The sequence below is a fragment of the Novosphingobium jiangmenense genome (assembly GCF_015694345.1).
Lineage (GTDB): Bacteria > Pseudomonadota > Alphaproteobacteria > Sphingomonadales > Sphingomonadaceae > Novosphingobium > Novosphingobium jiangmenense.
The window spans coordinates 162125-177544 of sequence record NZ_JADQDC010000001.1 but is presented as its reverse complement, the minus strand read 5'-3'; the positions used below and the strand labels follow the sequence as shown (position 1 = coordinate 177544).

Annotated in this window: 15 protein-coding genes; 12 read left to right on the top strand and 3 right to left on the bottom strand. The window is 66.1% G+C overall.

All coding sequences use genetic code 11. The annotated features are described in order from the left end of the window. Positions 1 to 230 precede the first annotated feature (230 nt). Complete coding sequence (locus tag I2488_RS00815; RefSeq protein ID WP_196273909.1) at positions 231 to 1295, top strand: AI-2E family transporter; 1065 nt, start codon at positions 231 to 233, stop codon at positions 1293 to 1295. 21 nt (positions 1296 to 1316) lie between these two features. On the opposite strand, the gene I2488_RS00810 is transcribed toward I2488_RS00815, so the two are convergent. After that, positions 1317 to 2732, bottom strand: coding sequence for a sugar porter family MFS transporter (locus I2488_RS00810; protein ID WP_196273908.1), 1416 nt, complete (start codon positions 2730 to 2732; stop codon positions 1317 to 1319). Positions 2733 to 2976: 244 nt separating this feature from the next. Here I2488_RS00810 and I2488_RS00805 point away from each other — a divergent pair, with 244 nt between their 5' ends. Both I2488_RS00805 and I2488_RS00800 read left to right on the top strand, forming a co-directional pair. Further along, on the top strand, positions 2977 to 4029 hold the full coding sequence (locus I2488_RS00805; RefSeq protein WP_196273907.1) for a LacI family DNA-binding transcriptional regulator: 1053 nt from the start codon (positions 2977 to 2979) through the stop codon (positions 4027 to 4029). A 78-nt stretch (positions 4030 to 4107) separates the two neighbouring features. After that, complete coding sequence (locus tag I2488_RS00800) at positions 4108 to 5301, top strand: cytochrome P450 (RefSeq protein ID WP_196273906.1); 1194 nt, start codon at positions 4108 to 4110, stop codon at positions 5299 to 5301. Between the two features lie 15 nt (positions 5302 to 5316). Here the strand turns inward: I2488_RS00800 and I2488_RS00795 are convergent, their stop codons facing one another. Beyond that, positions 5317 to 5571 (bottom strand): hypothetical protein, encoded by a 255-nt coding sequence (locus I2488_RS00795; protein ID WP_196273905.1) that lies wholly within the window; start codon positions 5569 to 5571, stop codon positions 5317 to 5319. Between the two features lie 183 nt (positions 5572 to 5754). Here I2488_RS00795 and I2488_RS00790 point away from each other — a divergent pair, with 183 nt between their 5' ends. The 9 genes from I2488_RS00790 (at position 5755) to I2488_RS00750 (ending at position 14935) form a co-directional block, all read left to right on the top strand. After that, a complete protein-coding gene (locus tag I2488_RS00790; protein WP_196273904.1) occupies positions 5755 to 7176 on the top strand; it encodes an aromatic ring-hydroxylating oxygenase subunit alpha in 1422 nt (473 codons plus the stop codon). After that, a complete protein-coding gene (locus I2488_RS00785; RefSeq protein ID WP_196273903.1) occupies positions 7176 to 7694 on the top strand; it encodes a nuclear transport factor 2 family protein in 519 nt (172 codons plus the stop codon). Before I2488_RS00790 ends, I2488_RS00785 begins: the two co-directional genes overlap by 1 nt. Positions 7695 to 7716: 22 nt before the next feature. Then, the gene (locus tag I2488_RS00780; protein WP_196273902.1) at positions 7717 to 9051 is read left to right on the top strand and encodes an aromatic ring-hydroxylating oxygenase subunit alpha; all 1335 of its coding nucleotides are present in this window, start codon (positions 7717 to 7719) and stop codon (positions 9049 to 9051) included. 165 nt (positions 9052 to 9216) lie between these two features. Continuing rightward, a complete protein-coding gene (locus tag I2488_RS00775) occupies positions 9217 to 9783 on the top strand; it encodes a VOC family protein (protein ID WP_196273901.1) in 567 nt (188 codons plus the stop codon). A gap of 79 nt (positions 9784 to 9862) precedes the next feature. Continuing rightward, on the top strand, positions 9863 to 10297 hold the full coding sequence (locus I2488_RS00770) for a nuclear transport factor 2 family protein (RefSeq protein ID WP_196273900.1): 435 nt from the start codon (positions 9863 to 9865) through the stop codon (positions 10295 to 10297). A 214-nt stretch (positions 10298 to 10511) separates the two neighbouring features. Next, positions 10512 to 11858: an aromatic ring-hydroxylating oxygenase subunit alpha gene (locus I2488_RS00765; RefSeq protein ID WP_196273899.1), complete on the top strand. Its 1347-nt coding sequence runs from the start codon at positions 10512 to 10514 to the stop codon at positions 11856 to 11858. A gap of 169 nt (positions 11859 to 12027) precedes the next feature. Beyond that, entirely contained in the window at positions 12028 to 13770 is a 1743-nt protein-coding gene (locus I2488_RS00760) for an FAD-binding protein (RefSeq protein WP_196273898.1), read from the top strand. After that, a complete protein-coding gene (locus tag I2488_RS00755; protein WP_196273897.1) occupies positions 13767 to 14162 on the top strand; it encodes a c-type cytochrome in 396 nt (131 codons plus the stop codon). The genes I2488_RS00760 and I2488_RS00755 overlap by 4 nt, the downstream gene beginning before the upstream one ends. Beyond that, complete coding sequence (locus I2488_RS00750; protein WP_196273896.1) at positions 14159 to 14935, top strand: glucose 1-dehydrogenase; 777 nt, start codon at positions 14159 to 14161, stop codon at positions 14933 to 14935. Before I2488_RS00755 ends, I2488_RS00750 begins: the two co-directional genes overlap by 4 nt. On the opposite strand, the gene ybaK is transcribed toward I2488_RS00750, so the two are convergent. Continuing rightward, the gene (gene ybaK, locus I2488_RS00745) at positions 14932 to 15405 is read right to left on the bottom strand and encodes a Cys-tRNA(Pro) deacylase (protein WP_196273895.1); all 474 of its coding nucleotides are present in this window, start codon (positions 15403 to 15405) and stop codon (positions 14932 to 14934) included. The genes I2488_RS00750 and ybaK overlap by 4 nt on opposite strands. Positions 15406 to 15420 lie beyond the last annotated feature (15 nt).

Genomic DNA, 15420 nt, shown 5'->3' with positions numbered 1-15420 from the left:
AGCTTCGTCGTTGCGAGGAGCGCAGCGACGAAGCAATCCAGAGTCGGCGCATACCCGCTCTGGATTGCTTCGCTCCGCTCGCAATGACGAAGTGATCAGGAAGTCCGCAAGGATCGCGGGCAACCTTCGCGCTCCCACCCACCCTCTGCACGAAACCCCTTGCCCCCCGGCGCGTTGCACTGGCACTTGGGATGACACGAGCCATCCGGCTCGCACGACATGGGGGATCAATGCTGGAGCGTAACCGGATCGAGAAGGGCGGCTTCGTCCTCGTGCTGGCTGTCGTCACCGTCGGGCTGCTGCTGGTCGTCTCGCACTTCCTCGGTGCGATGCTGTGGGCCGCGCTCGCCGCGATCATGTTCCATTCGCTGAACGAGCGGCTGCTGGCCCGCTGGCCGGAAAAGCGCGGTCGCGCCGCCGCGATGACCTTGCTGATCATCACTTTCGCGGTGATCATCCCGGCGATGCTGATCGGCATGATGGTGATCGAACAGGCCTCGGGCGTGTTCGAACAGATGCGCACCGGCCAGATCAACTTTTCCGCCTATTTCCAGCAGATCCACGATGCCCTGCCCCTGCGCCTGCAGGACCTGCTCGGCAATGCCGGGTTCGGCACTTTCGAGACCGCGCAGAGCCGCATATCCGAAGCGCTCGGCAACAGCGCCAGCGCCATCACCCAGCGCGCGCTGGCCATTGGCGCCAACGCCGCCTCGTTCCTGCTCGCCTTCGCGGTCGGACTCTACGTCACGTTCTTCCTGCTGCGCGATGGCTATGCCCTCGGCCCGCAACTGGTGCGCACCCTGCCTCTGGAATCCTCGATCGCCGGACGCCTCGTCGACCGCTTCGTCACCGTGGTCCGCGCCACGATCAAGGGCTCGGTCCTCGTCGCATTGGCGCAGGGAGCGCTGGGCGCGATCACTTTCGCCATCGTCGGCCTGCCCGCCGCGCTGCTGTGGGGCGCGCTCATGGCCATCGCCGCACTGCTCCCCGCCATCGGCCCGGCCATCGTCTGGGGCCCGGTCGCGGTCTACCTCTTCGCCACTGGCGCGATCTGGCAGGGCGCGGTGGTGATCGGCTCGGGCGTCATGGTCATCGGCCTTGCCGACAACGTGCTTCGCCCGATGCTGGTCGGACGCGATACCGGCATTCCCGACTGGCTGGTCCTCGTCACCACCCTGGGCGGCATCGAACTGCTCGGCCTCAGCGGCATCGTCATCGGCCCGGTGGCCGGGGCGCTGTTCCTCACGGCGTGGCAGATCCTCACCGAACAGCGCCTCGGCGTCAGGCCCGAATAGCGCGGCGGGGCGCGCCTGTGATCAGTGCCCGCCCCAGCCTTCCATCTGCTCCAGTTCCTTGCCCTTGGTCTCGGGCAGGAACGCCTTGACCAGCCAGAAGCTCACCGCCGCGCTCACGGTGTAGAGAACATAGGTCTCGGCCAGGCCGAGGCCGCTGGCCATCGCCGGGAAGCTCTGCACCACGGCATAGTTCGCGCCCCACTGCGCCAGCCCGCAAACCGCCAGCGCCGATCCGCGCAGCTGGTTGGGGAACATCTCGCCCAGCATGACCCACATCACCGGGCCCCAGCTGGCATTGAAGAAGATCACGTAGACGTTGGCCGCGATCACCGCGATCATCCCCAGCGACGGGTCCATCTGCAGCGCGCCGCCTGAATCCAGCGTCCCTTGCGAGAACGCCCAGCTCATCGCGCCCAGCGCCAGCGTCATGCCCGCCGAACCGATCAGCAGCAGCGGCTTGCGCCCGATCCGGTCGACCAGCGCCATCGTCACGAAGCACGCCGCGATCGAGACCACGCCAGAGATGATGTTGCGCTCCAGCGCCGCCTTCTCCGAGACACCCGCCAGCTTCCACAGCGTCTCGCCATAGTAGAAGATCACGTTGATCCCGACGAACTGCTGGAACACCGCGATGATCAGGCCCGCCCAGACCACCGGGCGCAGCACCGTGCCGGGCGCCAGGACATCGGCCAGGCGCGGGCGATGGTCGGTGGCGAACGAGGCGCGGATCTCGGCAACCTTGCGCGCCGCCTCGCTCTGCCCGAAGATCCGCGTCAGCACCGCCTGCGCCTCGTCCGCTCGGCCGCTGCTCACCAGATAGCGCGGGCTTTCCGGAATGAACTGCAGCGCCACCAGGAACACCACCGCCGGCACCGCCTGCGCCAGGTACATCCAGCGCCACGCCGGCACTCCGGCCAGCTGCCCCAGCGAATCCCCGGCCTGCTGCGCCAGCACGTAGTTGACCACGAAAGCCGCCGTCAGCCCGATGATGATCATGATCTGCTGCACGCTGGTCAGCCGCCCGCGGATCGCCGCCGGGGCCACTTCCGAGATATAGGCTGGCGAAAGCACGCTCGCCGCGCCCACGGCCATGCCGCCAAGGAAGCGGAACACCACGAACAGCGCGTGATTGCCGGTCGTCCCCTGTACCAGCGCGCCGACCAGGAACAGGATCGCTGCCAGCACCATGATGCGCTTGCGCCCGAAGCGGTCGGCCATGCGCCCCGCGGTGAAAGCACCCGCCGCGCAGCCGACCAGCAGCGAGCCGACCGTGAAGCCGAGGCCATTGTCGTCCAGCGCGAAAGCCGCCTTCAGCCCCGCCTGCGTCCCGTTCACCGCGCCGCTGTCGTACCCGAACAGCAATCCGCCGATGGTTGCGACCGAAACTATCGCGCCGACCAGCGCCATGTTGACCCGGTCTTGCTGCCCTGCAGCCATTGCCTTCTCCCCCAAGTCCTTGAACCGGCTCGCACAGTGCCATGCCCGGGGCACGGCGTCGACGGCCATGTTTACGTTCTCAATTGCTGTTTCCGGGCATCTTCCGCCCCGGTTGCGCGTGCGCTGTTGTATTGCAAGGCAGGGGCGGCGCAAGCGCGGGCGGCCTTGTGCCTACGTATTCAGAAACGCGCTTGCCAAGCCGCTCCGGCAGCGTCAGGACTTTCCCGACGGGAGCCTGCACCAGATGAACGAACCCAAGTCGCGCCGCAGCGCTGGACGCCCCACCGTCAGCGACGTCGCCCGCCTCGCGCAGTGCTCGCCGATGACCGTCAGTCGCGTGGTCAATGGTGGCGTCGGCGTGCGCGAGGATACCCGCCGCGCGGTCGAAGCGGCGATCCGCCAGCTCAACTATGCCCCCAACCGCGCCGCGCGCAGCCTTGCCGGCGCCTCGCAACTGCGCGTCGCCCTGCTCTATTCGAACCCGTCCGCCGCCTATCTCAGCGAGCTGCTGATCGGCTGCATGGACGCCGCCACCCGGCTCGACGCCCACCTCGTGGTCGAACGGTGCGATCCCGAACGCGATCAGGACAGGATGATCGCCCGCCTGATCGAAAGCTCGGTCGACGGCTTCCTCCTGCCGCCGCCGCTCTGCGACGATACCGCGCTGCTCGCCCGCCTGCGCCGCGCGGGCACGCGCGCGGTGCTGATCGGTCCGGGGCAGGCCGAGCCGGATCACGACGTGGTGATGATCGATGACTATCAGGCCGCGCACGACATGACGCGGCATATCCTCGCGCTCGGCCACAGCCGCATCGGCTTCGTCATCGGCAATCCGCAACAGTCCGCCAGCGCCCTGCGCCTCGCCGGCTTTCGCGATGCCACGGCGCAGGCGGGCGTCGCCGTCGATGAAGCGCTGGTCCGGCAAGGCCAGTTCACCTATCGCTCGGGCCACGATGCGGCGATGGACATGCTGGCCCTGCCGCAGCGCCCCACCGCGATCTTCGCCTCGAACGATGACATGGCGGCAGGCTGCGTCGCCGCCGCACACCGCGCCGGGTTCGACGTGCCGCGCGATCTCACCGTCTGCGGCTTTGACGATACCGCCATCGCCGCCACGATCTGGCCCGAACTCACCACCATCCGCCAGCCGATCCGCGAAATGGCGGCAATGGCCACCGACCTGCTCGCGCAGCAGATCCGCGCCGAGCGCAGCGGCGAGGACTGTACCCCCCGCCTGATCACCCAAGCCTACGAACTGGTCCGCCGGGAATCCGACGCTCCCCCGCCCGCTTCCTGACGCCACCTATCCAAAACGCCAAGCGCAGCGACGGCGGCTCTGTCGCATCATCTTCTGCAAACAGGAGAGGACCAGCCCATGCAGCGCCCGTCGCACGTGCCCGATGATCGCGTCGTCGATATCGACATCTACATGCCGCCGGGGCTCGAGGAGCATGGCTTCCACAAGGCGTGGAGCGACCTTTCGGCCCACAATCCCGCCGTCGTCTGGACCGATCGCAACGAAGGCCACTGGATTGCCCTTGGCGGTGAGGCCCTGCAGGACGTCCAGTCCGATCCGGAACGCTTCTCCTCGCGCATTATCGTCCTGCCCAAGTCGGTCGGCGAGATGCACGGCCTCATCCCCACCACGATCGATCCGCCCGCGCACCGTCCTTACCGCCAGCTGCTCAACGCCCATCTCAATCCCGGCGCCATCCGCGGCCTGTCCGAGAGCATCCGCGCCACCGCCATCGAGCTGATCGAGGGCTTTGCCGCCCAGGGCCACTGCAACTTCACCGCCGACTATGCCGAACAGTTCCCGATCCGGGTGTTCATGGCGCTGGTCGGAATCGACGCCGCCGAAGCGCCGAAGATCCGCCACTGGGCCGAATGCATGACACGCCCCGGCATGGACATGACCTTCGACGAGGCCAAGGCGGTGTTCTTCGATTACGTCGGCCCGCTGGTCGATGCGCGCAGCACTTCCCCCGGCGAGGACATGATCAGCGCCATGCTCCACGCCGATCTCGGAGATGGCCGCCGCCTGACCCGCGACGAGGCGCTGTCCATCGTCACCCAGGTGCTGATCGCCGGGCTCGATACCGTGGTCAACGTGCTCGGCTTCATCATGCGCGAACTCGCCGAAAACCGCGCCTTGCGTGCCGACTTGCGCCAGCGCGGGGCCGACATCCTGCCCGTGGTCCACGAACTGTTCCGCCGCTTCGGGCTCGTCTCCATCGCCCGCGAAGTGCGTGGCGACATTGCCGATTTCCACGGCGTAGCCCTCAAGGCCGGCGACATGATCGCCATCCCGACGCAGGTCCACGGCCTCGATCCCCGCGTGAACCCCGATCCGCTGGCGATCGACCCGGCCCGCAAGCGCCCCCGTCACTCCACCTTCGGTTCCGGCCCGCACATGTGCCCGGGGCAGGAACTGGCACGCAAGGAAGTGGCGATCACGCTCGAGGAGTGGCTGCGCCGCATCCCCGAATTCGCGCTCGGCAAAGGTTCCGACCTCTCCCCCGTCCCCGGCATCGTCGGCGCATTGCGGCGGGTTGAACTGGTCTGGTAACCCGCACCGCCCCGTTCAAGTTCTCCTGACGCCCAGCATGTAACGCCCTACGATCAGGAAGGTCGCGATCTTGGAAACGACGTATCCGGCGAACCAGCCGTAGAAGATCGTCACCAGGACGGCGACCGAGGCAAAGAACAGCACGAGGAAGTTCTGCGAGCCGATTGCCGTCTCGCCGAAGAAGAAGTCGACCGTCACGAAAATCAGCAGGATGGTCAGCGCGGGGGCAAGGCTCAACGCCGCATCAGCAAGAAAAGTCTTGTCCAGCATGGCCGCGCCATAGCCGGGAGAGGCGCTGTCCGTCTGTCGCTGAAAGGGTTACAATTTTTTAATAAAGCCGGATGCGCCGTTCCGATGGCACCTAGCGCAACCGCTAGGTTGAGCCGACTCGCGCGCGAGTCCATAAAACAGGCACTACTGCCGGTTTTAATCACGGTAGCCTCGGAGAGCCTGATGCTGGACGCGATCAACCCCCACGGACTGCCCGAGCCCGCCGACGCGGAAGAGCTTGCCGCAATCCGCTGCCCGGACGCCCTCAGCGTCCAGCAGATCGTCGCCGGCGACGCGCTTCCGCCGCCCGCCGTCCTCACCATGGAGGAACCCCTCTACCTCGGCAGCGAACCGGTCAGCGTGAACCGCTATTTCGATCAGGACATCTTCGAGGCCGAGATCGAGAAGATCTGGAAGCGCACCTGGCAGTGGGTCTGCCGCGAGGATCACATCCCCGAGCCCGGCGATTACTACACCTACGAAGTTGCCCACCTCTCCTACGTCGTCGTCCGGCAGGACGACATGTCGGTCCGCGCCTTCGTCAATTCCTGCCTCCACCGCTCGACCAAGTTCAAGCGCGGCGAGGGCGTCGGCTCGGGCGACAATCTGCGCTGCCCCTACCACGGCTGGACCTGGAACAACGACGGCACGCTCGCCTCGGTCCCCTGCGCCTGGGACTTCAGGCACATCGATCCGGCCAGGACCAACCTCCCCGAAGCCCGCGTCGGCCACTGGGGCGGCTTCGTCTTCATCAACCCTTCGCAAGAAGGGCCCACGCTTGAGGAATTCCTCGCCCCCCTGCCCGATCACTTCAAGGATTGGGACATCGCGAACCGCTACGTCGCGGTCCACGTGGCCAAGGAGCTGCCCTGCAACTGGAAGACCGCGCAGGAAGCCTTCCTCGAATCCTACCACGTGCTCGAAACCCATCCCCAGCTCCTCAAGGGCGTGGGCGATGCCAACGTGCAGTACGATTGCCATTCGGACACGGTGACGCGGTTCTATGCCGCCAGCGGCGTCAACTCCCCCCACCTCGCAAACCCCCTCAGCGAGGAAGAGCTCCTCGCCACGATGATCCTTGGCGACAAGGACTCGCGCGGGCAGGGCCTCACCGTCGGCCCCGGCGAAACCGCGCGCACCGTCATGGCCCGCCACCTGCGCAAGGTCATGGGCGAGGCCTACAGTTGCGACCTCTCGAACGTCTCGGACAGCGAGATGATCGACACCATCGAATACCACGTCTTCCCCAACATGGTGCTGTTCCCCGGCCTGTCGCTGCCGATGGTCTACCGCTTCCGCCCAATCGGCACCGACCCCAACCGCACCCTGTTCGAGATCCTGTTCCTGCGCCCCAATCCCGCCACCGGCCGTGCGCCCGAACCGGCCGAGCCCTTCCACGTCGCCGAGAACCAGAGCTACGCCACCGCCCCCGGCTTCGATCCCGCCATGGGCCACGTCTACGATCAGGATACCGACAACCTGCGCGCCCAGCAGGCCGGCTTCCGCGCCAGCGCCACCGGCGTGCAGCAGCTCGGCAACTATCAGGAATCGCGCATCCGCCACTTCCAGATGGTCGTCGACAAGTACCTGGCGGGAGAAGCCTGATGGCCTTCGACATGGAAGCCGAGTTGCGCGATCTCTGCGCCCGCCGCGACATCCACGATTGCCTGTGCCGCTACATGCGCGGGCAGGACCGCTTGGACCCCGAACTCCACCGCAGCGCGTTCCACGACGACGCGTGGGTCGATTGCGGCCTGATGCAGGGCAGCGCAGACGAGTTCGTCAGCTTCGCCCAAGGCTTCCTCGCCGATCTCGACGGCAGCCAGCACATCATCGGGCAGGCCCAGATCGAGGTGCGCGGGAATGAGGCCAGCGGCGAGGTCTACTTCTACGCCTGGCACCGCACCGTTGAAGACGGCGAACCCAAGGACCTCGTCGTCGCCGGGCGTTATGTCGACGAGTATACCTGCAAGAATGGGGAGTGGCGTATCTCTCGCCGCCGCGAAATAGTGGACTGGGCGCGTACCGACCCGGCAGCCGACGGATTCCTTTCAGGCAATCCGCTGGTCCGGCCGGGACGACGCGGAACGGACTTCAGCCAGACCCGAGACTGGCCGGTCTGAGACAGTATCAGAGGACGCCGAAATGACCGCTCAGGACAAGATTTCCCGCTACTCCCCGGAGTTCGACGTTGCCGTGCGCGGCGACACGATCACGGCTGACCGCTACATCACGCGCGAGTGGATGGAGCTGGAGAACAAGCACCTTTGGCCCAAGGTCTGGCACCTTGGCGGCGTGCTGGCCGATCTCGAGGAAGAGGGCGATTTCATCCGCCACAACTTCGGCAAGGAATCGGTCGTCATGGTCCGCCAAGCCGACGGTTCCGTAAAGGCGTTCTACAATACGTGCCCCCATCGCGGTAACCGCCTCGTCCTCGGCGATGTCGGCTCGGCCCCGCGCCTGACCTGCGGCTATCACGGCTGGCAGTTCGATCCCGATGGCACGCTCGTCCACGTGCAGGACCCCGACGATTTCGCCGGCGGCAACCCCTGCGGCAAGGTCACGCTTTCGGAACTGCGCTGCGATACCTGGGGCCCGTTCGTGTTCTGGTGCATGGACGATGACGTCGCCCCCCTGCACGAATGGCTGTGGCCCTATACCGAGCGCCTTGCCGGCTACAAGCTCGACAACTGGGTGCGCGTGCTCAATGTCTCGGCGGATTGCGACTTCAATTGGAAGATCATCCGCGACAACTTCAACGAGAGCTACCACCTCCCCACGATCCACCCCGAACTCGCCACCTTCATCAACGATGGCCTGCCGACCACCGTGTTCGAAATGTACGAGAACGGCCACAACGCGATGTGGATGATCGGCCACCAGGCCACCAGCCGCAAGGACTACGTCAGCGGCGACGTGCCGCCGGGCTTGTATGAAGCCGCCGAGGCCTGGGGCATCGATCCCAAGGAGTACCGTGGCCGCACCGCCGACATCCGCGAGGCCGTGATCAAGGCCAAGCGCGAGCGCGGCGCCGATGCGGGTTACGACTACTCCTCGATGACCGACCAGCAGCTGGTGGACTACTTCCACTGCACGCTGTTCCCCAACCTGACGATCACCATGTCGCCCGAACAGTGCCAGATCCTGCGCACCGAACCGCACCCGACCGACCCCGAAAAGTGCGTGTTCCAGCACTGGTGCCTCTATCCGCCGAACGCGAAGATGACGGAAGTCTTCACGCCCGTCGGCATGGCACCGCTCAAGCACGACGCGATTGCGCGCCACTCGGTCTACGGTGATGGCGTCTCGCTCGGCTTCGTGGCCGATCAGGACCTGTCGATCGGCACCACCCAGCAGCAGGGCCTCAATTCGCGTGGCTTCAAGGGCTGCCTGCTGCCGGGTCAGGAAAAGCGCGTGCAGCGCTTCCACGAGAAGCTGAACGACATGGTTCTGGGGCATCCGACGGCAGCGCGGGAATAAGGGCACCAAGCCCACCCCCAACCCCTCCCGCTTGCGGGAGGGGGGAAGAAAAAACGGTAGCAACTTGCCCTCCCGCAGGCGGGAGGGCCGGAAGACTTGGCCTTGCGCAGCAAGGCTTGGTCGGACGGGGTGGGCCTGTGCCACGCCCACGGAGAGGGACAAGGAATGACCAGCACCACCATCACCCCCGGCCCGATAACCCCTGGGACTCCCGGCCCGCACGTCATGCAGGCCGCATTCATCGTCGAGGACGTCGAGGCCGCCGCCAAGGCATGGATCGCCGCCACCGGCATTGGCCCGTTCTACATGGTTCCACACATCGAACTGGCCGAGGCGACCTATCGCGGGGCACCATCGGACGGCATCGACTTCTCCGTCGCCCTTGCCCAGTCCGGCGGCATCCAGATCGAACTGATCCAGCAGCACTGTGATCGCCCCAGCGCCTATCGCGATACCATCGCCAAGGGGCAGACCGGCTTCCATCACTTCTGCATCTACACCGCCGACTACGACGCCTGCCGTCAGCGCTACGTCGACCAGGGCTTCGCCGTGGCCATCGACGGCAAGTTCGGCGCGATGCGCTTCTGCTACGTCGACACCTCGCCCGCGCTCGGCTGCATGATCGAGATCGTCGAAGAGGACGAGAACCAGACCTCCGCCTTCACCAAGATCGCCGAGGGCGCGGCTGGCTGGGACGGCGTGACCGACCCTATCCGGCCCCTGTTCGAATAGATGTTCCTATAATGTTCTAAAGGGTGTTTCCCCGGGGAAACATTTTCCAGAATTCATAAGTATCTGAGAGGAAACGATAATGCAGTGCCCGATTGAAGACCGTCTGGCCATTCAGGACCTGATGATCGCCTATGCCCACGCGGTCGATACCGTCAGCGACATCGACGCCGTGCTTGACGTTTTCACCGAGGACGCAGTGTTCGATCTCTCCGGCATCGGCCTCACGCCGCAGCTCGGCCACGCCGGCATCCGCGAATTCTTCACCAACGTCTTCGCCAACATGGAGCATCACGCCCATTACCTGACCAACTTCGCGGTCACCGGCTACGAAGGCGATACCGCATCGATGCGCGCCTATGTGATCGGCATGGGCGTGGGCAAGGACGGCCGCGCGGTCACCGTCAACGGCCGCTACTATTTCGAAGTCCGCCGCACCGAAAAGGGCTGGAAGGCCACGCGCTACACCATGGACTTCCTGATGCCGCTGAGCGGCACGTTGGACAACGCGAAGTAAGTTTAAACCGCTGCCCACCCCCGAGCCCTCCCGCCTGCGGGAGGGGGGAGCAAGTGCCCTCCCGCAGGCGGGAGGGCCGGGAGACTTGGCCTTGCGCAGCAAGGCTTAGTCGGACGGGGTGGGCATCGGCGCTACGTCAACGAGAACAAGAGACGACATTCCCAACCCCCAATCCGGCGCTCGGGGAGAACGCCGGTTACAGGAGCGCTCTATCATGGCCACCTATATCCAGGTCCCCGAAGTCGATGCCCCCTACCCCACGCACGAAAGCGCGCAGTTCCCCGAACCCCGGGGAGATGCGATCACCGGTGACCGCTACTGGTCGAAGGACTTCGCCGCGCTCGAATGGGAACACATGTGGAAGCGCGTGTGGCATGTCGGCGGGCGGGAAAGCCAGCTTGAGGAAGCGGGCGATTTCATCACCCACAACTTCATGCGCCAGTCGGTCATCATGGTGCGCCAGAAGGATGGCGGCATCCGCGCCTTTCACAACGTCTGCCGCCACCGCGGCAATCGCCTCGTCACCGTGGAAGAGGGCGGTGTCGGCGAACACTTCACCTGCCCCTACCACGGCTGGAAGTGGAACATCGACGGCGCGCTGGACTGGGTGCAGGACGAGGAGGATTTCCCGCAGGGCTCCCCCTGCACCAAGCTGCGCATGAAGGAGGTCCCTTGCGAAACCTGGGGCGGCTTCATCTTCTACAGCTTCGATCCCAATGCCGTGCCGCTGATGGAATACCTCGATCCCATCCCGACGCTGCTCGGCAACCGCGACCTTGCCAGCTGGAAGCGCGTGGTGTGGCGCACGCTGCGGGTCAACACCAACTGGAAGTTCGCCTCCGACAACTTCAACGAGGCCTACCACATCCCGGCAGTCCACCCGCAGTTCGAAGGCATGATCGACGATCACTACTCGACCACCGTGTTCGAGATGTACCCGACCGGCCACAACCGCATGATCGAGAAGCTGCAACCCTCGAGCCGCTATCAGGACGCGCAAGCGATGAAGCCGCTGTGGGCGCAGGTCCTGAAGGAGTGGGACCTCGATCCTGCCGCGTTCGAAGGCCGCGCGCAGGAAGGCCGCCTCGCCCTGCAGCAGGCGCGGCGCAAGCTCGGGCCGGAGCGCGGCTATACCCACTTCGAGAAGCTGGCCGATGACGAACTGACCGACCAGTTCCACCACACCTGCTTCCCCAACCTGACGCTGACCGGCACGCCCGAAGGGCTCCACGTGTTCCGCACCGAACCCGACATGGAAGACCCCAACTGGTCGACCTTCGACTACTGGTATCTCGCCCCGGAAGTGGCAGGCGGCGCCGATGTGCCGACGCTCTACGGCAACCGCCCGTGGAAGGAAGCCGAACACCAGAGCGGCGATTTCTCCGCCTACAGCGCCGAGATTCCGCAGGGCGACTTCCTGATCCAGGACCTCGACGTGGCGGTGACCCAGCAGCAGGGCCTGCACTCGCTCGGCCACGACGACGCCTATCTGGCGCGGCAGGAGAACCGGGTGCGCAGGTTCCATGAAGTGATCAACGACTACATCGAGGGGCGGCGCTGAGAAAGCCCACCCCCGACCCCTCCCGCTCGCGGGAGGGGGGACAAGACTGACTTTTGCCCGCCCGCAAGCGGGAGGGCCGGGAGACTTGGGTCTGCGCAGCAGGCCTTAGTCGGACGGGGTGGGCACCAGGCGCTCGCTCGACACACGGATGAGACGGGAGAAACGACCAATGACCCAGCCCACCAAGGGTATCGACCGCCGCCAGATGCTGGCAGGCGCGGGCCTGACCGCAGCGGTCGCCGCAACCGGCGGCATTGCCACGGCAGCACAGGCGGCAGACGCCTCCGCAGCGGGCTGGGACCATGAATGCGACGTCCTGTGCGTCGGCAGCGGCGCGGCGGCGGGCACGGCGGCCGTCACCGCGCTGGCGGCAGGCGCAAAGGTGATGATGGTCGAGAAGATGCCGATACTTGGCGGCACCACTGCCAAGTCCGGCGGCGTCACATGGATCTTCAACCACTTCATCTTCCGCGAGCAGGGCATCGAGGACCCCAAGGCCGACGCGCTGCGCTACACCGTGCGCTATGGCTATCCGCGCCAGTACAATCCCAACAGCCCGACGCTGGGCCTCGATGAGAACCGCTACCGCGTGGTCGAGGCGTTCTACGACAACGGCTCGGTCGCGGTCGATCACTTGCGCGAACTGGGCGCGGTGCAGTTCAAGCAGTTCCGCCTGTTCCAGGTGGACAAGCCCGCCCCCGACTATGCCGACCACCTGCCCGAGAACAAGGTGCCGACCGGACGCGCGCTGGAGCCTGCGGTGGGTTCGGGTTCGACGCAGGGCGGCGGCAGCCTCGCCTCGCAGATGCACGCATGGCTCAAGGCCAAGGGCGTGCCGATCCTGACCCGCACCCGCGTCACCCGTCTGGTCAAGGACGCCTCGGGCCGCGTCATCGGCGCAGAGGCCACGCAGGGCGACAAGGTGATCCGCATCAAGGCCAGCAAGGGCGTGGTCTTCGGCAGCGGCGGCTACAGCCACAACGTCCAGCTGTGCGACGTCCACCAGCCCGCCGTCTATGGCTCGTGCTCGCTGCCCGGATCGACCGGCGATTTCATCCCGATCGCGCAGGAAGCAGGCGCGATGATGGGCAACCTCGGCCTCGGCTGGCGCAGCCAGGTCGTGCTGGGCGAGGCGCTAAAGACGCGCGGCATCGGGCTTGGCGCCTTCGTGCTGCCAGGGGATTCGATGATCCTCGTCAACAAGTACGGCAAGCGCGTGGTCAACGAGAAGCGCGATTACAACGACCGCACGCAGGCGCACTTCTGGTACGATCCGGCGCACGAGGAATACCCCAACCACCTGATGTTCATGCTGTTCGACCAGCGCAGCATCGATGCCTTCGGCGGGGCTTTCCCCTTCCCGGTCAACAAGGCCGAGCAGCCGCATCTGGTCGAAGGGCAGACCTGGGACGAGGTCTTCGCGAAGATCGACGCGCAGCTCGCAGGTTGGCAGGACCGCACCGGCGGCACCCGTCTTGCCCCGGAATTCGCTGCAAATGCAAAGCAGTCGATCACGAACTTCAATGCCTATGCCAAGAAGGGCGTCGATCCCGAATTCGGGCGCGGCAAGTACCTCTATGACCGCGAATGGCATCTGCTGTTCTCGGCCCGCCGCGCGGGCACGACGCAGCCGGAAAATCCTTATCCGAACAACACGATGCACCCGTTTGCTGCCAAGGGACCTTACTACGCCATCGTCCTCGCCCCCGGCACGCTCGATACGGCGGGCGGCCCGCAGATCAACGCCAACGCGCAAGTGCTGGCGGCCAACGGACAGCCGATCCCCGGCCTTTACGCCGCAGGCAACTGCATCGCCGCACCGACCGGACAGGCCTACCTCGGCGCCGGCGGCACGATCGGTCCGGCTGTGACCTTCGGCTACATCGCCGGTCGCCACGCGGTGTCGGCATGAAGCGGCTCGTTCTAGGCGCGGCGCTGGTCGCGGCGGCAGTTGCGGTGCGAGCTGAGGAACCGGCCCCAACTGTTTCCTATCAAAAGGAAATCGTGCCGATCCTCGAACAGAACTGTGCGACTTGCCACCTCACCGGCGAGGAAGCGGGCGGCATGTCACTGGTCGGCGATGCGGCAATCGGCTTCCTCGTCGGCAAGCCCTCGCAGGAGGCACCTGCCGTAATGCGCGTCGAACCCGGCGCGCCGGAGAAGTCCTATCTGGTGATGAAGCTCGAGGGTACGCACCTCGACCATGGCGGCTCGGGCGCGCGGATGCCGTTCGGCGGATTTCCGTTGGACGAAAGCGACATCGCAAAGATTCGCGCGTGGATCGCGCAGGGAGCAAAATCGTGAACGCAAATCTCGTATCGCTTGAAGGCAAGGTCGCCGTGGTCACCGGCGCGGGCGTCGGCATGGGCGCGGCCACCGCCCGCCTGCTCGCCGCGCGCGGGGCCAAGGTCGTCGTCTCCGACATCAACCCGGACACCGCTGCCGCCACGGTCGACGCGATCCGCGCCGAGGGCGGCACTGCCCACGCCGTGCGCACCGATGTCGCCGACGAAGCCCAGGTCGAGGCGCTGATCGCCGAGACCGTCGCCACCTTCGGCCGCTTCGATTGCGCGGTGAACAACGCCGCGATCACGCCCGACGTCCTGCCGATCCACGAGGCCGACATGGCGGTGTTCGACAAGGTGCTGAACGTCGATCTGCGCTCGGTCATGCTGTGCATGAAGTACGAGATCCGCCAGCTTCTGGCGCAAGGCTCGGGCGGCTCGATCGTCAACATCGGCTCGGTCAGCTCGTTCCGCCCGCAGCCCAACAACGCCGCCTATGTCGCGGCCAAGCACGGCGTGATCGGCCTGACCAAGACCGGCAGCCTCGAATACGCCGGGCGCAACATCCGCGTGAACGCCGTGCTTCCCGGCGCGATCGACACGCCGATGCTGCGCGGCGCGCTCGACGCCAACGGCTTCACCGAAGCCGATTTCGCCCCCGCGCTCAGCCTGTTCGGCCGCTTCGGCAAGCCCGAGGAAGTGGCAGAAGCCAGCGCCTGGCTCTGCTCGGATGCCTCGAGCTACGTCACCGGCCACAGCCTCGCGGTCGAAGGCGGCTACCTGACGCGCTAGGCCCCGATCTCCGCCACCACCGCGCCCAGCACGCGCGCGGCATCCTCGCCCGCAAGCCGCACCTGCAGCCCGCGTTGCCCGCCGTTGATGAACACCGCGTCCCACAACAGCGCGGTCTCGTCGATCACCACGGGCACGCGGCGCATCTGGCCGAACGGGCTGATCCCGCCGACCTTGTAGCCGGTCAGCCGCTCGGCATCGGCGGGCTTCATCATCGCGGCGGACTTTGCACCCAGCGCCGCCGCCACGCGCTTCAGTGAAACCTCGCCGTCGCTCGGGGCGATGGCGCAGGCGGGCTTGCCGTCTGCCAGCAGCATCAGCGTCTTGAAAACCTGCGCCGGGTCCGCGCCCAGCGCCTCTGCGGCGGCGCGGCCAATGCTGGCGGCGGCCGGATCATATTCGTAGCTGCGCAGTTCGTAGACCACGCCGGCCTCGTCCAGTGCTTTCGTCGCGCGGGTCACTTGTGCCATAGGGGCCGGCTTGTT